Source organism: Nocardiopsis sp. NPDC101807 (assembly GCF_044766605.1).
Classification (GTDB): Bacteria; Actinomycetota; Actinomycetes; order Streptosporangiales; family Streptosporangiaceae; genus Nocardiopsis; species Nocardiopsis tropica.
On sequence record NZ_JBIWMK010000004.1, the window covers coordinates 219,002 to 240,234 of the forward strand.

21 protein-coding genes are annotated in these 21,233 nt (G+C 74.2%); 15 read left to right on the forward strand and 6 right to left on the reverse strand.

What is annotated here, in order from left to right; all coding sequences use genetic code 11:
• Positions 1-101: 101 nt before the first annotated feature.
• Together mshB and ACIRPH_RS13925 are read left to right on the forward strand one after the other, a co-directional pair.
• On the forward strand, positions 102-968 hold the full coding sequence (gene mshB / locus ACIRPH_RS13920) for an N-acetyl-1-D-myo-inositol-2-amino-2-deoxy-alpha-D-glucopyranoside deacetylase (RefSeq protein WP_402913781.1): 867 nt from the start codon (positions 102-104) through the stop codon (positions 966-968).
• Positions 969-1,006: 38 nt separating this feature from the next.
• Positions 1,007-1,513: a hypothetical protein gene (locus tag ACIRPH_RS13925; RefSeq protein WP_402913783.1), complete on the forward strand. Its 507-nt coding sequence runs from the start codon at positions 1,007-1,009 to the stop codon at positions 1,511-1,513.
• Positions 1,514-1,584: 71 nt separating this feature from the next.
• Here ACIRPH_RS13925 and ACIRPH_RS13930 read toward each other — a convergent pair whose 3' ends face one another.
• The 3 genes from ACIRPH_RS13930 to ACIRPH_RS13940 all read right to left on the reverse strand — a co-directional run bounded on the left by ACIRPH_RS13930 (position 1,585) and on the right by ACIRPH_RS13940 (position 4,574).
• Entirely contained in the window at positions 1,585-2,643 is a 1,059-nt protein-coding gene (locus ACIRPH_RS13930; protein ID WP_402913784.1) for a site-2 protease family protein, read from the reverse strand.
• A gap of 99 nt (positions 2,644-2,742) precedes the next feature.
• Positions 2,743-4,104 (reverse strand): hypothetical protein, encoded by a 1,362-nt coding sequence (locus ACIRPH_RS13935; protein ID WP_402913786.1) that lies wholly within the window; start codon positions 4,102-4,104, stop codon positions 2,743-2,745.
• A gap of 212 nt (positions 4,105-4,316) precedes the next feature.
• Positions 4,317-4,574, reverse strand: a complete 258-nt coding sequence (locus tag ACIRPH_RS13940) for a hypothetical protein (protein ID WP_402913789.1) — start codon at positions 4,572-4,574, stop codon at positions 4,317-4,319.
• Positions 4,575-4,756: 182 nt separating this feature from the next.
• Here ACIRPH_RS13940 and fdxA point away from each other — a divergent pair, with 182 nt between their 5' ends.
• Positions 4,757-5,077 (forward strand): ferredoxin, encoded by a 321-nt coding sequence (fdxA, locus tag ACIRPH_RS13945; protein ID WP_013154907.1) that lies wholly within the window; start codon positions 4,757-4,759, stop codon positions 5,075-5,077.
• A 170-nt stretch (positions 5,078-5,247) separates the two neighbouring features.
• Positions 5,248-6,357 (forward strand): succinyldiaminopimelate transaminase, encoded by a 1,110-nt coding sequence (dapC, locus tag ACIRPH_RS13950; RefSeq protein ID WP_402913794.1) that lies wholly within the window; start codon positions 5,248-5,250, stop codon positions 6,355-6,357.
• Between the two features lie 108 nt (positions 6,358-6,465).
• Here dapC and ACIRPH_RS13955 read toward each other — a convergent pair whose 3' ends face one another.
• Entirely contained in the window at positions 6,466-7,347 is an 882-nt protein-coding gene (locus ACIRPH_RS13955; RefSeq protein ID WP_402913797.1) for a hypothetical protein, read from the reverse strand.
• Between the two features lie 199 nt (positions 7,348-7,546).
• Here ACIRPH_RS13955 and ACIRPH_RS13960 point away from each other — a divergent pair, with 199 nt between their 5' ends.
• From ACIRPH_RS13960 to ACIRPH_RS13990, 7 genes are all read left to right on the forward strand, one after another.
• Entirely contained in the window at positions 7,547-8,383 is an 837-nt protein-coding gene (locus tag ACIRPH_RS13960; RefSeq protein WP_402913800.1) for a 2,3,4,5-tetrahydropyridine-2,6-dicarboxylate N-succinyltransferase, read from the forward strand.
• Positions 8,384-8,928: 545 nt separating this feature from the next.
• The gene (dapE, locus tag ACIRPH_RS13965; protein WP_402913803.1) at positions 8,929-9,993 is read left to right on the forward strand and encodes a succinyl-diaminopimelate desuccinylase; all 1,065 of its coding nucleotides are present in this window, start codon (positions 8,929-8,931) and stop codon (positions 9,991-9,993) included.
• 141 nt (positions 9,994-10,134) lie between these two features.
• Positions 10,135-10,920 carry a TIGR00730 family Rossman fold protein gene (locus ACIRPH_RS13970; RefSeq protein ID WP_402913805.1) on the forward strand — a complete coding sequence of 262 codons (786 nt, stop codon included), beginning with the start codon at positions 10,135-10,137 and terminating at the stop codon, positions 10,918-10,920.
• A 143-nt stretch (positions 10,921-11,063) separates the two neighbouring features.
• Positions 11,064-11,624 carry a hypothetical protein gene (locus tag ACIRPH_RS13975; protein ID WP_402913808.1) on the forward strand — a complete coding sequence of 187 codons (561 nt, stop codon included), beginning with the start codon at positions 11,064-11,066 and terminating at the stop codon, positions 11,622-11,624.
• A gap of 241 nt (positions 11,625-11,865) precedes the next feature.
• Positions 11,866-12,465: a hypothetical protein gene (locus ACIRPH_RS13980; RefSeq protein ID WP_402913811.1), complete on the forward strand. Its 600-nt coding sequence runs from the start codon at positions 11,866-11,868 to the stop codon at positions 12,463-12,465.
• A gap of 368 nt (positions 12,466-12,833) precedes the next feature.
• Complete coding sequence (locus ACIRPH_RS13985; RefSeq protein ID WP_267948190.1) at positions 12,834-13,001, forward strand: DUF3117 domain-containing protein; 168 nt, start codon at positions 12,834-12,836, stop codon at positions 12,999-13,001.
• A 91-nt stretch (positions 13,002-13,092) separates the two neighbouring features.
• A complete protein-coding gene (locus ACIRPH_RS13990) occupies positions 13,093-14,592 on the forward strand; it encodes a leucyl aminopeptidase (protein WP_402913814.1) in 1,500 nt (499 codons plus the stop codon).
• A gap of 69 nt (positions 14,593-14,661) precedes the next feature.
• Here ACIRPH_RS13990 and ACIRPH_RS13995 read toward each other — a convergent pair whose 3' ends face one another.
• Positions 14,662-15,249: an O-methyltransferase gene (locus tag ACIRPH_RS13995; RefSeq protein WP_402913817.1), complete on the reverse strand. Its 588-nt coding sequence runs from the start codon at positions 15,247-15,249 to the stop codon at positions 14,662-14,664.
• A 316-nt stretch (positions 15,250-15,565) separates the two neighbouring features.
• Between ACIRPH_RS13995 and sigE the strand changes: the two genes are divergently transcribed.
• The 4 genes from sigE to ACIRPH_RS14015 all read left to right on the forward strand — a co-directional run bounded on the left by sigE (position 15,566) and on the right by ACIRPH_RS14015 (position 19,806).
• A complete protein-coding gene (sigE, locus tag ACIRPH_RS14000) occupies positions 15,566-16,183 on the forward strand; it encodes an RNA polymerase sigma factor SigE (protein ID WP_330159666.1) in 618 nt (205 codons plus the stop codon).
• Positions 16,180-16,881, forward strand: a complete 702-nt coding sequence (locus ACIRPH_RS14005) for a zf-HC2 domain-containing protein (protein WP_402913822.1) — start codon at positions 16,180-16,182, stop codon at positions 16,879-16,881. The genes sigE and ACIRPH_RS14005 overlap by 4 nt, the downstream gene beginning before the upstream one ends.
• On the forward strand, positions 16,878-17,939 hold the full coding sequence (locus tag ACIRPH_RS14010) for a transcriptional regulator (protein ID WP_402913824.1): 1,062 nt from the start codon (positions 16,878-16,880) through the stop codon (positions 17,937-17,939). Before ACIRPH_RS14005 ends, ACIRPH_RS14010 begins: the two co-directional genes overlap by 4 nt.
• A gap of 379 nt (positions 17,940-18,318) precedes the next feature.
• On the forward strand, positions 18,319-19,806 hold the full coding sequence (locus ACIRPH_RS14015; protein ID WP_402913826.1) for a trypsin-like peptidase domain-containing protein: 1,488 nt from the start codon (positions 18,319-18,321) through the stop codon (positions 19,804-19,806).
• 107 nt (positions 19,807-19,913) lie between these two features.
• Here ACIRPH_RS14015 and ACIRPH_RS14020 read toward each other — a convergent pair whose 3' ends face one another.
• Positions 19,914-21,053 (reverse strand): Mrp/NBP35 family ATP-binding protein, encoded by a 1,140-nt coding sequence (locus ACIRPH_RS14020; RefSeq protein ID WP_402913829.1) that lies wholly within the window; start codon positions 21,051-21,053, stop codon positions 19,914-19,916.
• Between the last annotated feature and the right edge of the window lie 180 nt (positions 21,054-21,233).

Here is a 21,233-nt window from a genome sequence, read left to right on the forward strand (position 1 = left end):
CCGCCCCCGCCCGCTCGCTCGCACCGGGGGCCCTGGCCCCGGTCGGACACGGGCGGGTGAAGGTCCCGGCATGTCGCGATGCGACCGGTATCGTTCGCTATGTGACTGACAGGCGACTGATGATGGTGCACGCGCACCCCGACGACGAGAGCATCGTCACGGGTGCGACGCTGGCGAAGTACGCGGCCGAGGGGGTCGGCGTCACCCTGGTGACCTGCACCCTCGGCGAGGAGGGCGAGGTCATCCCCGACGACCTCGCGCACCTGGCCGCCGACCGCGACGACACCCTGGGCGGCCACCGGGTCGGCGAGCTGGAGAAGGCCTGCGTCGCCCTGGGCGTGCGCGACCACCGGTTCCTCGGCGGCGCCGGCCGCTACAGGGACTCGGGCATGGCGGGCGGTTCCGCGAACGACCACCCGAAGGCGTTCGCCGGGGCCGACCCGGAGGCCGCCGCGACGATGCTCGCGGAGATCATCCGCGAGGTCAGGCCGCACGTACTGGTCAGCTACGACGAGTACGGCGGCTACGGGCACCCGGACCACGTCCAGGCGCACCGGATCACCCGGCGCGCGTGCGCCCGGGCCGGTGAGCGCTCCATGGCGGGCACGCCCTGGCAGGTCGGCAAGCTCTACGCGATCGCCCAGCCGGTGTCCGTGATCGAGGCGTCGATCGCGCGGCTCAACGAGGAGGCGGGCCCGTTCACGCCGCCCGCGCAGGTGTCCGACATCGCGCGCGGCACCCCGGACGAGCTGGTGACCACGCGCGTCGACGCGGGGGCGCACTGGGCGGCGAAGGCGATGGCGATGCGGGCGCACGCCACGCAGATCACCGTGGACGGCGAGCGGTTCGCCCTGTCGAACGGCATCGCGCAGGAGATCGACGCCGTCGAGTACTTCACGCTGCTGCTGGGACCGGCGCCGCGCGTCCGTCCGGGGGAGTACGAGACGGACCTGTTCTCCGGGCTGTGATCCCGGGCGGTCCGGGCGACCGTCTACCCTCGTCTGCTGTGAGCACACCTGAGTCCACCGGGGCCGGAGAGCGGAGACCGCCCCGGACGTCCCTGTCGCCGCTGCTGACCGCGGCCACCTTCGCGGTCCTGCTGCTGCTCGGCGCCCTCCTGGGCCTGCTGTCCACGACCGGCGCCGGCTGGCTCACCCGCTACTGGGACGCGGGCCGGCCCGCGACGGTGCTGTCGGTGGCGGGGCTGGTGGCCTTCCTGGCGCTCCTGTACGGGGCGGGCCGCCTGTGCGCGTGGGGGACCCGGGGCCCGTCCGGGGCGGTGGCCTTCGCGGTGGGGTTCCTGGCGGTGCTGATCGCCCTGGTCAGCTACCTTCCCGGTGGCGACGCCGTCCTCAGGAACCACCTCATGCACAACGCGTACCTGTTCGGGACGATGCTGGTCCTGGCGATCTCCGTGGTCCGCAGCGGGATCTTCCTGCCCCCGGCCCCTCCGGGCGGCGCCCGGCCGCAGGAGCGGTCCCCGTCGGGCGCGCACCCGCCGGACGGGGCCTGACCCCGGCGTCGGGCCGTATACGGGGAGAGGACCCCGGGGATCGCCCCGGGGTCCTCTCCCCGTATACGGGATCAGGCCCAGAACTGCAGGAGGAGCTCTCCGTAGAAGGCGATCCCGGGGAACACCGGGTTGGGCAGGACCAGGTCGAACAGGCCGTACACCAGGTTCACCAGGGCCTCCCTGACCCCGGGGAACCACAGGACGGCGAACACGGCCACGGAGCCGAACAGGGCGTTGCGGCGGGCGGCGGGGACCCACGGTGCGCGGTGCGCCGCCGCGGCCAGCACCTCGAAGCCGTCCAGGCCCGGGACGGGCAGCAGGTTGACGAGGGCGGCGGTCAGGTTCGCGAAGGACAGCAGCGCCATCGCGGCGATCGCCCAGTTGGTGGTGTCGTTGCCGGGGGGGACCAGGACGGTCACGACGGCGGCGAGGACCGCGGACAGCAGGAGGCTGGCCAGCGGGCCGGCGAGCGCCACCGCGGCGCGGCGGCCCCGGGACGGGATGCGGTCCCAGTCGACGTAGGAGGGCGGCCCGGTCATGCCGAAGGCCCCCAGGCCCAGGTAGAGCGAGGGCAGCACGAGCCCGGCGAAGGCCTGCGGGTAGGCGAACGGGTTGAGCCTCAGGTAGGCGCTCCCGCGCAGCGAGCGGTCCCCGGCCAGGTACGCCGCGAGCGCGTGCGCGAACTCGTGGACGGCCGAGGAGACGATCCACCCGAGCAGGATGAGCAGGGGCGGGATCAGCGGGGTGACGCTCGCGCCCTCGGCGGCCCAGTCGAGTTCGACCGCGCGCCAGGAGAGCCAGCCGGCGAACCCCGTGAGCCCCAGCAGCAGGACGAACACCGGGCTGGGCAGGAAGTCGACGCGGCTCGGGACCGGGGCACCGTCCGCGGGCGCGCCGTCGCCCCCGGAGGGGCCCTCCACGTCAGCGGAGTCCCCGCCGGGCCCGGGCGCCCCTGGGCCCCCCTCTCCGGAGGACGCGGGTTCGTCGTCGTCCCCGCCCAGGTCGGGGCGGTTGAGGGCGCCCTCGGGCATCCTGTCCCACGGGTCGACGCCGGGTGCCTCGTCCGCGCCCCGGTCGGGTCCGGGCACGTCGGTCGTCTCCGCCTTCTGGGGCGGTTCGGGCGTGGGCATGGTGCTCCTGCTGGTCGCGGGTGGGTCGCGCTCCAGATTAGGCCCTGGGCGGGACCCGTTCGCAGCGGGTGCGGTCCAGGGGCGGGGCGGCACGGGGGCCTACACGACCGCCCGGGGGGCCACCGCCGACTGGTGCAGGCACGCGACCGCGAAGGCGCGGCCGGGCGCCGTCAGCTCCCGGTGCCCGGCGCCGTCGTCCTCGCCGAGCAGGCCGAGGGTCTCCAGCAGCCAGCACACCGCCATCACCAGCGCCCGCACCCGGTCCGACGCGGCCTCGGCGGTCCTGCGGTGCGAGGCGGCGTGCCGACCCGACGCGAGCGGCGGCTCCGGCGGCACCCAGCCCGACTCGGTCAGCGTCCTCTCGGCCGCCTCCACGTCCGACTCCCGCCGGCGCTCGTGCGAACCGCCGCCCTGCGGGGAGCGGGACAGCAGCATGCCCAGGAGCGTCTCCGCCGCCGCCTGTTCCAGTCCGCCGGTGCGGCACAGGGTCTCGGTGGAGGCCCGCCACAGCGCCTCGGGGTCCTCGCGCAGCTGCCGGCCGCGCCGGGTCAGGACGAGCCTGCGCCCGGACCGGCGCACGGCGCGCATGCCCCGCAGCGCCTGGTGCAGGGCGATCAGCTGGGTCGCGTCCGTCTCGCTGCGCGGGGGTTCCGGGGTGGTCCGCCAACCGAAGTCCGCGCACATCTGGCGGACCACGCCCGGCGAGATGTAGCCGATCTGGGTGAGGGCGATGCCGTCGGCGGCGAGGTCCAGCAGCCGTTGCAGCGGCGCCATCGACCGGTCCGCCGCGCGCGGCACGTCCGCGCCGGCGATGATCTGCCCGACGAGCGGCCACAGCCGCTGCCGGTGCGGGTGCGCCGACGAGCTGAGCCACGCGCGGACCCGCTCCTCCCGCACCAGGTCCAGGTGGCTCAGGCCCCGACGGCCCGGCCGGGTCAGGAAGGAGCGGGCGAACTGCTCCTGGGCCGGACGCCACCCGCGCTTGCCCGGCCTGACGTCGCCGAGGGAGATGGCCAGCTCCAGGGCGGCCGAGGTCTCGTCGCGGGCGCGGATCTCGGCGTCGCCGACCGCGGTGCCCCACGTGAGCTCGGGAAGGTCCGGGGGCTCGACCCCGGACTCCCACATGAGCCGCTCGTACATGGCCAGCCCCGCCGCGTGGTCCTCGGAGTAGACGGCGATCAGGGAGGCGGTCTCCTGCGCCGAGCAGATCTGCGCGTACCGGTAGAGCTGGAGGAGGGAGAAGAGGCTGCCGAGGGAGCGCACGGCGAACAGCTGCTCGTCGGCGGAGTCCTGGAAGCGGACCGGGAGCTCGAACCAGCAGAACCGCTGGACGGCGTGCTGGTTGAGCCTCTCGATCTCCTGGTCCGGCGCCAGGACGTCCAACGCCGTCCGGGCCGTGTCGGCGGCCCGCTCGTCCCGTCGGCCCAGCTCGGCGAGGGCGGACGCTACTGCTTCGCGCATGACGGGCGCTCACCACCTCCCCGCGTACCCGCGCCCGTCCGCGCGGTGTTCCGCAGGGGGGCGCGTTGCTTCGTTCGTCTGTCCCCGGGGGGTCGGGCCGGGGCCCGCTCCGGGACTGTGCGTCTCCTACCCCGCACGGGGCGAAGAATGCCTGTGTCCAGGCGCGGTGTGGACGCCGCGCCCGGCGGGCCGGGCGGCGCCCGCCGCGGGGCTCAGGCCGTATCCGGGGGCGGGCCGCCGCGGCGGCGCGGGGGCACCGGCGGAACGACGCGGCTGGCGGCGACGGCCGACTCCTCGACCTCCACCGCGGACCCGTCGCGCCGGCGCACGGTGATGACGCCGCCTTCCCAGGACTCCACGACCCCGACGACGTCGGTGAACCCGCCCCCGGCGAGGACCGTGCGTACGGAGACCCGGCGGCCCACGTCCTCCGGGGTTATCCGGTGGACGAGACGTCCTCCCATGTGCATCGAACGAGCCCCCCGATTGTGCGCCGGTTGTTCTTCGCCGCCATACTAGGAGGACGACATCTGTGCCATTTGCTTGCAGAGCCCGGGAGCAGGGCCTAGGCGCCCGCACGCCGAACCCGGTCCGGGGTTCTCAAGGTCCCCGCCTCCCCCGTGGAAAGCGGGGGTGAGACAAGGAGTACGACGTGACCTACGTCATCGCGCAGCCCTGTGTTGATGTGCTGGACAAGGCGTGCATTGACGAGTGCCCCGTGGACTGCATCTACGAGGGCGACCGCATGCTCTACATCCACCCGGACGAGTGCGTCGACTGCGGTGCGTGCGAGCCGGTCTGCCCGGTCGAGGCCATCTACTACGAGGACGACCTGCCCGAGCAGTGGTCCGACTTCTACAAGGCCAACGTCGACTTCTTCGACGACCTGGGGTCCCCGGGCGGCGCGTCGAAGGTCGGCAAGATCGACCGGGACCACCCGCTCGTCGCGAAGCTGCCCCCGCAGGCCGAGTAGCCGCGCAGTCCGCGTTCCGGCCCGACAGGGGCCGAGCCGCCACCGCACCCCCCTGGCGCAGAGGGTGCGCGGGCGTGGGTCACCCGCGCGGTGACGTGTCGCGCCGACCCCCTCCGGAGGGTCGGCGCGATTGCTGTGCGAACCGAAACCGATGGATGGAGTGTGCACCGATGGCCGAGCGGCGACCCGTGGCGGACCGGCTCCCGACCTTCCCGTGGGACCGGCTGGCGCCGTACAAGCGCACGGCCGCGGCGCATCCCGGCGGGATCGTGGACCTGTCCGTCGGCACGCCGGTCGACCCGGTCCCGGCGTCCCTCCGCAAGGCCCTGTCCGAAGCCTCGGACTCGCCCGGATACCCGCTGACCTGGGGAACGCCCGAGCTGCGGGCCTCCATCCGCGGCTGGCTGTCGCGCCGCCACGGCGTGGACGTCGCCGAGGGCGCGGTGCTGCCCACCGTCGGCTCGAAGGAGCTCGTCGCGTGGCTGCCGACCCTCCTCGGCCTCGGTGCGGGCGACACGGTCGTGCACCCCGCGCTGGCCTACCCGACCTACGACGTCGGCGCCCGGATCGCCGGTGCGACCCCGGTCGCCTCCGACGGCCTGACGGCGCTGGGCCCGGCCCCGGCGGGGCTGGTGTGGGTCAACTCGCCCAGCAACCCGACCGGGCGCGTCCTGGGCGTCCCGCACCTGCGCAAGGTCGTGGAATGGGCCCGCGAGCGCGGGGCCGTGGTGGCCTCCGACGAGTGCTACCTGGACCTCGGCTGGGACGGCGCCGAACCGGTGTCGATCCTGCACCCGGACGTGTCGGGCGGGTCGCACGACAACCTGCTCGCGGTGCACTCGCTCTCCAAGCGCTCCAACCTGGCCGGCTACCGGGCGGCCTTCGTCGCCGGGGACCCCGCCCTGGTCGGAGAGCTGCTGGCGGTGCGCAAGCACGCCGGGATGATCGTCCCCGCACCCGTCCAGGCGGCGATGCGGGCGGCCTTGGACGACGACGCCCACGCCGCCGAGCAGAAGGAGCGGTACCGGGCCCGCCGGACCCGGCTCCGCGCGGCCCTGGAGGGGGCGGGCTGGCGGATCGAGCACTCCGACGCCGGACTGTACCTCTGGGCGAGCCACCCCCGCCACGACGCCTGGGGCGCGGTCGCGCACCTGGCGGAGCGCGGCGTCCTGGTCGCCCCCGGCGACTTCTACGGCGCCGCGGGGGCGGGACACGTGCGGGTGGCGTTCACCGCCACCGACGAGCGCGTCGGGGCCGCCGTCGAGCGGCTGGCGGAGTAGCGGGACGGCCCCGGGGAACGGCCGCCGGGCCGGTCCCCGGCGCCGCCGCGGACGCACAGGGCCCCGGCGCGACGCGCGCCGGGGCCCTCGCACGTCACCGCGCGGCGGTCAGCCCAGGACCACGCGCCCCCGGGTGTCCTCCCCGGCCGCCGTCCACGCCTCGGCGCCGTCCAGGCCGTCCGACGCACGCCACAGCCGGTCGTTGTAGGCGACCGAGGTCAGCCCGTACTCCTCGGCGTGCGCGACCGCCCACAGGGCCATGGCCCAGCCGAGGTCGCCGGTCCTCATCGCCTCGTCCGCGTTCAGGGGGAGCTCCGCCGGGTCCACGCCGAAGACACGCGCCATCTCCTCCTGGGCGCCCGCCGCGTCCGCGTCGCCCGCCCGCAGGGCGTCCAGGGCCTCGGCGTCGTACCAGCAGGTCAGGCTCGGACCGAGCTCTCCGGTGGTCACCTCGGCCATCCGCGCCGACAGGGCCTCGTGCTGGTCGTAGGCGTAGCCGTCCGCGCTGCGCTGGACCGCCTGGGCGGCCTCGAACACCGGGATCTCCGACCAGTTGTTCACCTCCACCAGCTCGTCGTAGAACGCGCGGGTGGCGAAAACCGGGTCGAGGATCTCCTCCGGCTCGCCCCACTCCTGGGACGGCCGCTGCTGGAACAGGCCGAGGGAGTCCCGGTCGCCGTACTCCAGGTTGTAGAACGCCGTCTCCTGCCACACGGTCGCGAACGCCACGGTCACGGCCTCGGGCGGCAGGTCGCGGCTGAACGCCACCCCGCCCACCGTGGTCGCGCTCACCGCCTGGGCGATCTCCATCTCGTACTTGCCGTCGGACAGCTGCAGACGGCAGCCCGGATCGGGGGCCTCGACCGCGGTCTCGACCGGCTCGAACGTGGTCAGCACGTAGTACGCGCCCGCGACGAGGAGGCCGCACACGAGGAAGAGGGACAACAGGATCTTGACGAAGGCGGAGAGCCTCCGGCGCTTACTGGGCACAGGCGAACCAAGGGTCGGGAGCAGGTGGGGTGCACCACACGGAGAGGAACGTCACCCGTGCCGCGCGGGGCCCGCAGCGAGCCCAGGCCGCATTGTAGTCCGCGCCGGGCGGCGCGGAGGGGCGGATCCCCGGAGGCGGTCGGCACACACGGGCGGGGGGTACCCCCGCACCTTTCGCGAACCACTAACGTGTGTGCACATGACCAGCTCGTACTCCAGCCCGCTGCCCGACCGGATCGACGAACTCTGGGAGAAGCGCTCCGAACTCACGCCCTCCCACGCCGAGGCGCGCGAGACCATCACCGGCGCCATCGACCTGATCGACGAGGGCAAGGCCCGTGTCGCCTTCGTCGACCCCGCGACCGACGAGGTCGTGGTCGACGAGCGCGCCAAGCGTTCCATCCTCCTCGGCTTCAAGGTCCTGGACATGAAGGAGTCGCAGGTCGGCGACTTCCGCCACCACGACCGCATGCCCCTGAAGACCCGCTTCGACGGCGTCCGCGTCGTCGCCGGGGCGATCGCCCGCTGGGGCTCCTACCTCGCCCCCGGCGTCGTCCTCATGCCGTCCTTCACCAACATCGGCGCCTACGTCGGCTCCGGCACCATGGTCGACACCTGGGCCACGGTCGGCTCCTGCGCCCAGGTGGGCCGGAACGTCCACCTGTCCGGCGGCGTCGGCGTCGGCGGCGTCCTGGAGCCCCCGCAGGCCTCCCCGGTCGTCATCGAGGACGACGCGTTCCTCGGCTCCCGCAGCATGGTCGTCGAGGGCGCCCGCGTGCGCACCGGCGCCAAGCTCGGCGCGGGCACCATCCTGACCTCCTCCACGCGCGTGTTCGACGCCGAGACCGGCGAGGAGCTGGAGCGCGGCGAGGCCCCGGTCTGGTCGGTGTGCGTGACCGCGAACCGCACCAAGAGCTTCCCGGGCGGCGACTTCGGCATGCCGGTCCTGCTGGTGCTCAAGCGCCTGCAGGAGGGCGAGGAGCACGACAAGCTCGCCCTGAACGACCTCCTGCGGGAGCACGGCGTCAACGCCTGACACGCGTCCGCCGGGCCGCACGCCCGGCGGCACGCCGGCCGCGTCCGGCAGGGGCGCCCCCCGAAGGCGGGGGGCGCCCCTCGCGCGTTCCGTGCGCCGCCCCGAGGCGGGTTCCGGGACCGGGCCCGCGGTCCGGCTCCGGAACACGCCCGGAGGTCCCGGTGGGGGACGTCCGGCGGGGGAGGGGCGCGGCCGCGCCGCTGTCCCCGCCGGTCCGCCGCCGCGTCCGGCGGACCTCCCGCCGCCCGTGTGCCGCGCCCTTCCCCGGCCGGTACGCCCGGGGTGTGTTCCGTGGACGCCGTCCGTCGCGAGCGGCGCATCCGGTGCGTTCACCGCAAGGCCGGAGAAGGGGTCGGGGCGGGTCCTGTCGACGGAGGGGAACGCCGCGAGGGGCGTGCCGGGGCGACGCGCGGCAGGGCGAGTGCCCGCGGAACACGATCTAGGGTGGCCGTACGCGCGCCCCGCCCGCGCACCCGCCGGGGTGCGCGAACACGGCCGGGCCCGCGGCACGACGGCAGAACACAGCTCGGAAACGGGGCGACACCATGCTGGACCTGACCTCTGACGTGGCGGACCTGACCGCCGCACTCGTGGACATCCGCTCCGAGAGCGGCGACGAGGCGAACCTCGCCGACGCGGTCGAAGGGGCGCTGAAGGCCCTCCCGCACCTCGCGGTCACCCGCGACGGCGACGCCGTGGTCGCCCGCACCGGACTGGGCCGCCCGCGCCGCGTGGTCGTCGCCGGGCACATCGACACCGTCCCGATCGTGGACAACGTCCCCTCCCGCGTCGAGGACGGGCGCCTCTACGGGTGCGGCGCCACCGACATGAAGGCCGGGGTCGCCGTCCAGCTCAAGCTGGCCGCCCTGGTGGCCGAACCCGTGCACGACGTCACCTACGTCTTCTACGACAACGAGGAGGTCGACGCGTCCCGCAACGGCCTCCTCCGGCTCACCCGCAACCACCCGGAGTGGCTGGCCGGGGACTTCGCGATCCTGATGGAGCCCACGGACGGGGTGATCGAGGGCGGCTGCCAGGGGACCATGCGGGTGGAGGTCGTGGCCCGGGGCAGGCGCGCGCACAGCGCCCGGTCGTGGATGGGCGAGAACGCGATCCACGGCGCCGGGGCCGTCCTCGACGTCCTGCGCGCCTACACCCCCCGCGAGCCCGAGGTGGAGGGGCTGCGCTTCCACGAGGGCCTCAACGCCGTGTTCATCGAGGGCGGGGTCGCCGGCAACGTCATCCCCGACGAGTGCGTGGTGAAGGTCAACTACCGGTTCGCCCCGGACCTGTCCGTCGCGGACGCGGAGGCCCACCTGCGCGAGGTGTTCGACGGCTTCGAGGTGCGCGTGGTGGACGCGGCGGCGCCCGCGCGCCCGGGGCTGGACGACCCCTCGGCGGCGGCGTTCGTCGCCTCGGTGGGGGAGGGGGAGGCCCGCGCCAAGCTCGGGTGGACCGACGTCTCGCGCTTCTCGGAGCTGGGGGTGCCCGCCGTCAACTACGGCCCCGGCGACCCCGTGCTCGCGCACACGAAGGACGAGTACGCGGAGATCGCGAGGATCCGCGAGGCCGAGGAGCGCATGGTCGCCTGGCTGACCGGGGCCCGCTGAGCACCGCGGGCCCGGCCCGGCCGCCCGGGGGCGGCGTGACCGGCCGCGACGGAGGCCCGGGGGCGAACCTGCCGCTCGTGGCCATCACCGGGTCACGTGTGGTTCAGGTGTGAGCCGTTCCCACGCGGATAGCTTTACGACATGACCGAAGACGAGAACGTAAGGCGGGCAGGCCCCCTCACCTACCGGGGCAGCTCGATTCCCAGCACCACCACCGACCAGCGACTCCTCGACCGGCGAGGCCCCTCGGACTGGGTGCACACCGACCCGTGGCGGGTCCTGCGCATCCAGTCGGAGTTCGTGGAGGGCTTCGGGCTCCTGTCCGAACTGCCCTCGGCGGTGAGCGTGTTCGGCTCGGCCAGGATCAAGCCCGGGACCCGCTACTACGACCTGGGCGTCGAGGTGGGCGCCAGGCTCGCTGAGGCGGGCTACGCCACGATCACCGGCGGCGGCCCCGGCATGATGGAGGCCGCGAACAAGGGCGCCCAGGAGGCGGGCGGGCTCTCGGTGGGGCTCGGCATCGAGCTGCCCTTCGAGCAGTCCCTCAACTCCTACATCGACATGGGGATGACCTTCCGGTACTTCTTCGTCCGCAAGACGATGTTCGTGAAGTACTCGCAGGCCTTCGTGGTGCTGCCCGGGGGCTTCGGCACCCTCGACGAGCTGTTCGAGGCGGCCACCCTCGTGCAGACGAAGAAGGTCACCCGGTTCCCGGTGATCCTGGTCGGCCGCGACTTCTGGGGCGGGCTGGAGGAGTGGGTCCGCACCAGCCTCCTGGAGAACGAGCTGATCAAGCCGCAGGACATGGAGCTGGTCCAGATCGTCGACGACCCCCTGGAGGTCGTCGACATCATCCGCAAGTCCCACCTGCACATCGCCCGGGAGCAGGAGGAGCTCGCGCGGTCGGAGGCGGGGCCCGAGCAGTAAGGACCGGCCACACGCGCCCGGCGCCGCCCCTTCCGGGGCGGGAGGCGGTCGGGCCCCCGGGGCGCGGCCCGCGCGGAGCCGCCCCGCCCGGCCGCCTCCCGCCGGCCTCCCCACGGGCGCCGGTGTGTGGCACGATCGGGTCCGTGCCTGTTCTCATCATGATCCTGGTTGCCGCGGCCGCGCTGGCCGTGCTCGTCGGCGTGGTCTACGTCGTGCTCGGCAAGGGCGGTCAGCTCGCCCGGTTCGAGGCCGACTACCCCCCGCTCCCCCTGCCGGACGACCGCGCCGTCAGGGCGCGCGACCTCGGTCGCGTGATGCTCCCCCTCGCCCTGTGGGGCTACCACGTCCGCGCCGTGGACGAGCTGCTGCTGCGGCTCACCACCACCCTGCGCGAGAGGGAGGAGCGGATCGAGGACCTGGAGTGGCGGCTGTCGCGGCTCGACCCCTCCTACGTCCCGGAGGGGACCGGACCGCTCCCGGGGTCGCACCTGCCCGGGGACGCCTACGCGCCCGGCGCGGTGGCGGGGACCGGTCCCGAGGGGGCGGACGCGCACGGCGGTCCCGGCGGGGACGCCGGGCGGGAGCCCGCGGATCCCGGGGACGGCACCCGGGGCGAGTCCGCGGACGAGGCCACGGAGGTCGCCGTGGACGACGCCGCGGAGGAAGCCGCGGACGACGCCGCGGTCGGCGGGAACCAGCGCTGACCGGACCCGGCGGCGGGGCCGGGGCGCCCGGTCCGCCCGGTCCGGGGGCGGCGTCGGCCGCGGAATCGCGGTGCGCTTCCACCCGGCCCGACCTGCCGATCCGGCGCCCGCTATGCCGTGCATCACAGCCGCGGCGCCGTTCTGTGGCGGATCCGGCGGGTTGGCGTGCTCTATTCTCGGTCGCTGTACCCGATACCCCCGTTCCGCCGGAGCGGGTGCAGCGTTGTTGAGGATGGCGAGGATGGACACAGCAGCCGAACTCGAGTCGGGAGCCGGGGACAGGCGCGACGCGCCCGCCTCCTCGGTGACCCCGGCCCACCCCGTGCAACAGCTGTCCCTGTGGCCGCCGCCCAGGTCGACCCGGCACAGCGGGAAGCGCCGCCGCCAGATCGCCCTCCTGGCCGCGGCCGCGGCGGCCGTCCTGCTCGTCGGCGGCGGGGCCGCGGCGTGGGCCGTGCTCGCGGAGCCCGGCGAGGAGGAGAGCGGTCCGACCGTTCCCGCCGAGGCCTTCGTCGGCGCGTGGTCCGGCGAGATGAGCCAGGTGGACACCGACGGCGAGCACGTGGCCGACTGGCACGCGGAGGTCCGGATCGAGGAGGGCGCCGAGCGCGGCAGCACCGCCTGGACGACCTTCTCCTGCTCGGGGACCCTGGTCCTGTCGGCCGGAGACAACGACCGCCGCGTCTACGCCTACACCGAGACGGCCGACCCCGAGGACCGGTGCGTCGACGAGGCCGAGCTGACCGTGTGGTCGGCGTCCGACGGCGGCGGGCTGAGGGCGGAGTGGTCCTCCATCACCCGGGAGGGGACCCGGATGATCTCGACGGGCGACCTCGGCTGACCCGGCGCGGGACCGGCCCCAGGTCGGGGCGTCCCGAGGGGCCGCGTCCGCACGGTCGGCCCGGGGCCGCGGAGCTCTCCGCGCCCCGGATACTCCCCGAGTTTCGGTCAGGACCGATATAACCTTACTGACCGAAGATTCCTCGTGGGCGTGTGCTCGCGGCGGCGGCCCCGCTGTCGCCTGGCGCACACGGAGGGGTGAACCTCCGAGATAATGGTCGAAGAGTGATTCACGCCCCTTAAGCCACACGGGCATGAGTCACCCGGAACCGGCATGCGGCTCCGGAGCCGAGACCGGTCACGCGGATCGGCGCCGGTGCTGTGGGTCGGCCCCGGTCACCCGCGAGGAACACTAGAAAGGGGAATGGCATGGCGGCGATGAAGCCGAGGACCAGCGACGGGCCGATGGAGGTCACCAAGGAGGGTCGCGGCATCATCATGCGGGTCCCGCTGGAGGGCGGCGGACGCCTGGTTGTCGAGCTGACTCCAGACGAGGCGTCCGAGCTCCGGGACGCGCTCAAGGGTGTCGTCGGCTAGTTCGGCAGTGAACCGTCCCCCACCCCGGGCCGGAAAGCCCTGACGACCCCCGAGGTTGTACACCTCCCAAGTGAACGATTGTGAGCGGCCTGTGCCTTTCGCCACGGAGATCCACCCCGTACCGGGGAAGCTCGTCGATTCCACCGCGGACCTGCTGGTCCTCCCCCTGATTCCGGGAGACAGCGGACCCGAGGCGGTCGAGGGGGTCGCCGAGAGCGGCCTGACACAGGTCCTACCGGCATCGCTCACCGATCTGTTCGCGCACTACTCGCTCACCGGGAAACCCGGAGAGCTGGCCCACTTCCCGGTGCCCCGGGACCAGGGCCTGGTCCGCCTGGCGCTTCTGGGGGTCGGAACGGGTTCGCCCGACGACCTCCGGAAGGCCGGCGCGGCCCTGGCCCGGGCCGCCCGCGGGATCGAGCGCGTGGCCCTCGCCTGGCCCGGCTCCGGCGCGGAGGCCGCCACCGCCTTCGCCGAGGGCGTGCTCCTGGCCTCCTACACCTTCAGCCTCAAGACCTCGGAGGTCCCGGACGACCGGCGCCCGGCGGCCTCGGTCGAGGTCGCCGCCGGGGACGGCGGCGACGGCTCCCTGGCCGGCGCTCTGGAGCGGGGCACGGCCCTGGCCGCGGCCACCGCCCTGGCCCGCGACCTCATCAACACCCCCTCCCTGACCAAGGACCCCGAGTGGATGGCGGCGCGCGCACGCGACGTGGCCGCGGACAAGGGCCTCCAGGTGCGGGTGTGGGACGAGAAGGACCTGGAGAACGAGGGGTTCGGGGCGATCCTCGGCGTGGGGCAGGGCTCCTCGCGCCCGCCGCGCCTGGTCCAGCTCTCCTACACGCCCGAGAACCCCTCCGCGCACGTCGTCCTGGTCGGCAAGGGCATCACGTTCGACACCGGCGGGCTCTCCCTCAAGCCCAACGACAACATGTCGCTGATGAAGACCGACATGAGCGGCTCCGCGATCGTCCTCGCGGTGCTGTCGGCCCTGTCGGCCGTGGGCGCCCCGGTCCGCGTGACGGGCCTGCTGGCCCTGGCGGAGAACGCCTTCTCCGGCGACTCCACCCGGATCGGCGACGTGCTCACCACCTACACCGGGACGACCGTCGAGGTGCTCAACTCCGACGCCGAGGGCCGCCTGGTCCTCGCCGACGCCATGGGCTACGCGGTCGGCGAGCTGGCCCCGGACGTCCTGGTGGACGTCGCGACGCTGACCGGCGCCGCCAAGGTGGCCCTCGGCACCGGCACGGGCGCGCTGTACAGCAACGACGAGGAGCTCGCCGCCCAGCTGGAGGAGGCCGGACGCGAGTCCGGCGAACCCCTGTGGCGGATGCCGCTCACGGAGGAGTACGTGCCGACCACGAAGTCGCGGGTGGCGGACCTGGCCAACATCGGCACCCGCGGACGCGACTTCGGCCCCGCGGGCGCCACCGACGCCGCCCTGTTCCTGCGCGAGTTCGCCGGGGACGTCCCGTGGGCGCACCTGGACATCGCGGGGCCCGGAAGGTCCATGAAGGAGAGCGGACTGCTCAGCAAGGGCGGCACGGCGTTCACGACCCGCACCCTCCTGCGCTGGCTCGCCGGCCGCTGAGCGGGGCCGGACGGCGGCCGGACCACGGTGGGGGAGGGGGCTCCCCCTCCCCCACCGTTCGTCCCGCGGCTACAGGATGGCGGCCAGCAGCCCCTCGCCCACGGGCATGAACAGCGGGATGGACGCCTCCTCCGCGCGCAGCCGGCCGATCACCTCCCGGACGGCGGTCTCCCTCGGGTCCGGCATGCGCAGCGGTCCGTCCGGCTCGGAGGAACCCGCCATGGCGCCGTTGAACACCACCATCCCGCCCGGACGCAGCAGGCGCCGCGCCTCCTCCAGGTACAGGGGGTAGGAGACGGTGTCGGCGTCCACGAGGACCAGGTCGTAGCCGCCGTCCGTCAGCCTCGGCAGCACGTCCAGGGCGGCTCCGCGGATCAGCCTGGCCCGTCCGGCGCCGAACCCCGCCCTCGCGAACGCGGACCGCGCGTACTCCTGGTACTCGGCGTTCGTGTCGACCGTGGTGAGGATGCCGTCCGGCGTCATGCCGCGCAGCAGCCAGATCCCGGAGGAACCGCACCCCGTGCCGATCTCGACCACGGACCGGGCGCTGATGGAGGCGGCCAGGAAGCGCAGCGCGCCCCCCGTGGCGGCGTCCACGGGCGGGGCCGTCGACCGCAGGCCCGCGTCGTACGCGTCGGCGAGCGGCTCGTCCTCCATGGCGTCCCGCTCGAAACGGGCCTGCTCGGTGCGGACCCAGGTGAGCCGGGCCGCTGTCTCCTCCGGACTGGTGATGACGGCCTCCCGCTGCTGTGGTCACCTACGTGTCGTGGGCCCGACCGGGAAGCCGTCACCCACCGTGGAATGATGGTCCGACCAGGTCCGGCGCCTGGCAGAAGACTAGCCTGATCCGGAGCGAACTCCGAGCGTGGCGGCGGGAACTTAATCCACGCCTCCCGGCGTTGAATCGGGATGAACGTACGTTGATCGCCACGAAGCAAACTCCCCCCGACCAGCCAGTCGGCGAATCGACGGGATGAAGGGAGCAGCGGTGCCAGAGACCGGCCCTGCCGTGGAATTCGAGGCATGGGAACCCCCGAGCTGGGACGAGGTCGTCCGGACCCACTCGCCGCGCGTCTACCGGCTCGCCTACCGGCTGACCGGCAACAAGCACGACGCGGAGGACCTCACGCAGGAGGTCTTCATCAGGGTGTTCCGCTCGCTGGCCAACTACACCCCCGGCACCTTCGAGGGGTGGCTGCACCGCATCACCACCAACCTGTTCCTGGACATGGCCCGCCGCAAGGCCCGTATCCGCTTCGAGGGCCTGGCCGACAACGCGGACGAGCGGCTGGAGGGGCGCGAGCCCTCCCCTGCCCAGCGCTACGACGACCGGCACTTCGACGCCGACATCCAGTCCGCGCTGGACGCGCTGCCCGCGGAGTTCCGCGCCCCCGTCGTCCTCTGCGACATCGAGGGGCTCTCCTACGAGGAGATCGCGGCGACGCTCGACGTCAAGCTCGGCACCGTCCGCAGCCGTATCCACCGGGGCCGCGCCCAGCTGCGGCGGGCCCTGGAGCACCGGAGGTCCCTGGCCGCCGAGCAGCACGGGGTGAGCAGCGGCGGCAACGTCAGCAACGGGGAGGCGGAGTGAGCAAGGACCACCTCGGAGAGCGGCTCTCCGCGCTCGTGGACGGCGAACTGGGCCCCGTCGAGCACGAGAGCGCCCTCATCCACCTGGCCAAGTGCGAATCGTGCCGGTTCGAGGCCGACATGCTGCGCCGACTCAAGCGCCGCCTCACCGGCCTGCGCGAGCCGGAGCCCGACCTGGACTTCATGGGGCGGCTCACGAGCCTGTCCCGCGACCCCGGACCGGGGGGCCGGGGCCCCTCCGATCCGCCGCCCGGGGGCGCGGGCTTCGGGCTCCGCCCGCCGCTGGGGTCATCGCGTCCCCTCGGCGGCTTCCCCGCAGGGGGCGCTCCGGCCGTGGAGACCGCGGCGGAGCCCGCGCCGGCCGGGACGGGGCGCAGCGGACCCGTCCGCCCCGAGCGGTCGGCCCGCCCCGTCAGGCGCCGCGGCGGGGACCGCTTCTCCCACCTGCTCCCGGACTTCCCGGGAGGGCGCTACGCGGTCGCCGGCTTCGCGGTCGCCACCGCGCTCCTGGGCACCGCGTTCGTCGCGGGCGGAGAAGCGCAGGACGCGCCCGTGGTGGAGCCCCGCCTGTCCGACTACGCGGTCGAGCACGCGGTGACCAGCCGTCAGATACCCGTCGTGGACTCCCGCCCGGCGGAGGCCCGTCCCGTGGGGACCGAGACCCCGCCCGGGTACGGCTCCACCGAAACGACGCGGTGAGCGCGGGAGCACCCTCCTCCGCCACCTCCGGTCCGGCCGCGCTCGTCGCCGTCCTGGCGCTGTGCGTGGTCCTGCTGACCGGAGCCGCGTGCCCGGACGCGGACCAGGTCCCCGCCGAGGGGTCCGACGACGGCATGCCCGTCCTGCGCCGGGCCGCCGTGGCGGGGAAGGAGACGGCCTACTCGGCGGTGCGCGAGGTGACCGGCGCGGAGGGGGAGGCGCCGTCCCACGTGCACGTGGTGCACCGGCCCGGCGACGGCCTCGCGCTCGCTCCCGTGGGGGAGGAGGAGTCCGCGTTCGTGGTGAGGGCCTCCTCGGCCCTGGAGGCGCTGGACGAGCGCCTGCTGCACATGCTGGAGGACACCTACGAGGTGACCGACGCGGGCACCGCCGACCTCGACGGCCGGGAGGCCCGGGTGGTGGAGGCCGGACGCGCCGACGGCACCGTCGCCGGGCGGTTCTGGGTCGACACCGGGACCGGGCTGCTCGTCGGGAGCACGGTCTACGAGGAGTCGGGGGAGCCCGCGCTCGGCGTCCGCCTGACCGGCCTCGCACCGGGGGAGGGCGACTGGCCGGAGGGGGCCGTCGGCGGCGCCCCCTGGGGCGACGCCCTGACCGGGGGCGAGCGCGCCGGTCTGCGGGAGGACGGGTGGACGCTCCCCGAGCACCTCCACTGGAACCTCAGGCTGGTCGACGCGCGCTCCACCGAGCACGCCGGCCGCCGCGTCGTGCACGCGATCTATTCGGATGGTTTGTCGCAGGTGTCGGTTTTCATCCAGCGTGGGAAGCTGGACACGAAACACGCCGCTTCACTCCGTGACGGATACGCCGGAACCGATATGGGGGGAGGCGGCGTCACAACACAACACGACACGATCTTCGGCGGAGACGTGGGCCAGTACCAGAGCATGTGGCAGGCGGGCGGCTTCGTCTACACGGTGCTGGCCGACGCCCCCGCCGGGATCGCCTCGTCCGCTGTGACCGCGCTGCCGGGACCCGAGAGTTCCGGCTTCTGGGCCAGAGTGCATCGGGGCATGTCCCGGTTGGGGTTCCTCTAGGGGTGCCCTCCGGTCGAGGCGGACCCGCCGGGCGGCGGGCGGTCCGCACCGCCCGGGGGCCCGTGCGGCGGGACCCGCGCCGGGTCGCGTGTCGACCGCGAGCCAAGCGACAGAGCGACCCACGGAGCAGGTCTTGACTGAGGAGAACGGCCGTTCGGACCACCGGGGAGGGCCCTCCCGGCCGGCCCCGCCGGAAGGCGCACCGCCCCCCGGGGACGGACCGCGGGGGGCGGCGCCCACGCCCGGCCGGACACCCGCGGAACGCCGGTGGGCCGCTCCCGGCCACCCGGTTCCCGAAGACCCGGCCCCCGTCACCGCCGCCGGCCCGGGTGCCGCCCCCGATCCGTCCCCATCCGCCTCTCCCCGCAGTGGAGATCCCATGAACCACACCCCTCCCGGGCAGGGCGGACAGCCCGGCGCCTCCTCGAACCCCGCGGACCGGACCGGTCACCAGCCGGTCCCGGGCGGCCCCGCCGACCCCCAGAACCCCGCGGGGAGAGCCGGGCCTCCGGGCGTGTCCGGCCACGGGCCGGGCGCCCCCGGAGGCCCGGGCCACGCGACCCCCCAGGGGCCTCCCGCGCCCCACGGCCCGACGGGCCCCGACCATCCCACCGGCTACTCGGCCCCCTTCCACCGGGCGGACCCCGACGCCGCCGGGCAGATGGGCAGACCCGGTCCGTACGCCCCCGCGGACGCGCCCGGCCCCTCCGGACCGCACGCGCCGCAGTCCGCGCAGGCGGCCTACGGGATCGCGCCGCCCGCCGCGCCCCGACCGCGCGGACGCGGCGTCCCGGCGTGGATGGCCCTGTCCGGCATGCTCGTGGTCGCGCTCATCGCGGGCGGCGCGGGCGGTGTGGCGGGCGGGCTCCTCAACGGCTCCGCGGCCTCCGACACCGCACCGGAGGACGACGGCCCCGTCATGAACGAGCCCCCGCCCGAGGCGCCCCAGCGCGACCCCGACACCATCGCCGGGGTGGCGCAGCGGGTCAGCCCGAGCGTGGTCTCGCTCATCAGCGCCGACGCGCGCGTCCCGGGAGGCGGCTCCGGGTTCGTCATCGACGGCGACTACGTCGTCACCAACGACCACGTCTCCAGCGGGCTGGAGGCGGACGGCATCGTCATCGAGTACAGCGACGGCACCCTCTCGGACGCCACCGTGGTCGGCGCCGACCCCAGCTCGGACCTCGCGGTCCTGTCGATCGCGGACCCCCACGACGTCGAACCGCTCCAGTTCGGGGACTCCGAGGAGGTCATCGTCGGGGACGAGGTGATCGCGATCGGCGCCCCCCTCGGCCTGAACGGCACCGTCACCCAGGGCATCATCAGCGCCGTCAACCGGCCGGTCAGCTCGGGCCAGGGCGAGAGCGGCGGGCGCTTCTACGCCCTCCAGACCGACGCCGCCATCAACCCGGGCAACTCCGGGGGGCCGCTGGTGGACACGCAGGGCCGCGTCATCGGGGTCAACTCGATGATCGCGACCATGGGCGCCATGGGGGAGACCAGCGGCAACATCGGCCTCGGCTTCGCGATCCCCTCGGTGGAGGCGGAGCGCGTGGTCAACCGCCTCATGGAGGACGGCGAGACCACGTACGCGGACATCGGCGCCGACATCGACGAGGGCAGCCCCCTCGCGGGCGCGGTCATCGCCGAGGGGGCGGATGCGGTGGAGCCGGGCGGTCCGGCCGACGAGGCGGGGCTGGAGCCCGGTGACGTGATCGTCTCCCTCGACTCCCGTCCGGTCGGCTCGGGCGAGGACCTGCTCGCGATGCTGCGCAGCCGCGCCCCCGGCGACGAGGCCGCCGTCGAGTACGAGCGCGACGGCGAGCGCGAGAGCACCACGATCGTCCTCGGCTCGACCGACGACTGAGGCCCGGAGCGGCCCGGACGTGCCCGCCCCGGACACGCGAAGGCCCCCGGTCGCCCGGGGGCCTTCGCCGTTCCTCCTCCCGGCGCCGCGGGCGGCCCGGGAGGGTGTCAGCGTCCGGCCGGGGAGATGCCCAGCTGCATCCCCGCCAGGCCGCGCGGCTTGCCGACCAGGGACTCGGCGATGCCGGAGATGACCTTGCTCGCCTCGGTGTCCGGGTCGCCCAGGACGAGGGGGGTGCCCTCGTCGCCGCCCTCGCGCAGACGGGTGTCCAGCGGGACCTGGCCCAGCAGCGGGATGGTGGTCCCCAGCGTCTTGGTCAGCGCGTCGGCGACCGTCTGGCCGCCGCCCTCGCCGAACAGGTGCAGGGGCTCCCCGCCGCCCGGCGGCACGAAGTACGACATGTTCTCGATGACGCCCGCGATGCGCTGGTGCGTCTGCGCGGTGATCGCGCCCGCGCGCTCCGCCACCTCGGCGGCGGCCATCTGCGGCGTGGTCACGATGAGCAGCTCGGCGCTCGGCAGCAGCTGCGCGGTCGAGATCGCGATGTCGCCCGTGCCCGGGGGCAGGTCCATCAGCAGGACGTCCAGGTCGCCCCAGAACACGTCCGCCAGGAACTGCTGGAGGGCGCGGTGCAGCATCGGGCCGCGCCACACCACGGGCTGGTTGCCCTGGGTGAACATGCCCACGGAGATGACCTTGATGCCGTGCGCGGTGGGCGGCAGGATCATGTCCTCGACCTTGGTCGGGAAGTCCGACGCGCCGAGCATGCGCGGCACCGAGTGGCCGTAGATGTCGGCGTCGACGACGCCGACCTTGTGGCCCTGGGCGGCGAGCGCCGCGGCGAGGTTGACGGTGACGGACGACTTGCCGACCCCGCCCTTGCCGGAGGCGACGGCGAAGACCTTGGTCAGGGAGTTGGGCTTGGCGAAGGGGATCTCCTTCTCCGCCTGGCCGCCGCGGAGCTTGGTCTGGAGTTCCTTGCGCTGCTCGTCGCTCATCACGTCGAGCTCGACGCGGACGGAGGTGACGCCGGCGACCTTGGTCACCGCCGCGGTCACGTCCTTCTCGATGCGGCCCTTCATGGGGCAGCCGGCCACCGTGAGGTAGATCCCGACGCTCACGGCACCGTCGTCGGCGATGTCGATGCTCTTGACCATGCCGAGGTCGGTGATGGGACGGTGGATCTCCGGGTCTTGCACCGTGGCGAGGGCTTTCTGCACCTGCTCGGTGGTTGCTGTGGAGGACATGTGCTCAATCGTAGGTCAGCGGGGCGGGATGGTTGGTCTGCGGTGTCACCCGCACGTACCACCGTTTCCAACCAGCCGGGGGCGTCCCTCATTCCTCGCGGCGGCGGCGTTCGGCCATCCCCTGTTCATACTGTGACCAGGCGATAACGGCGTGGCCTTAACACTGGCAATACACGGCCG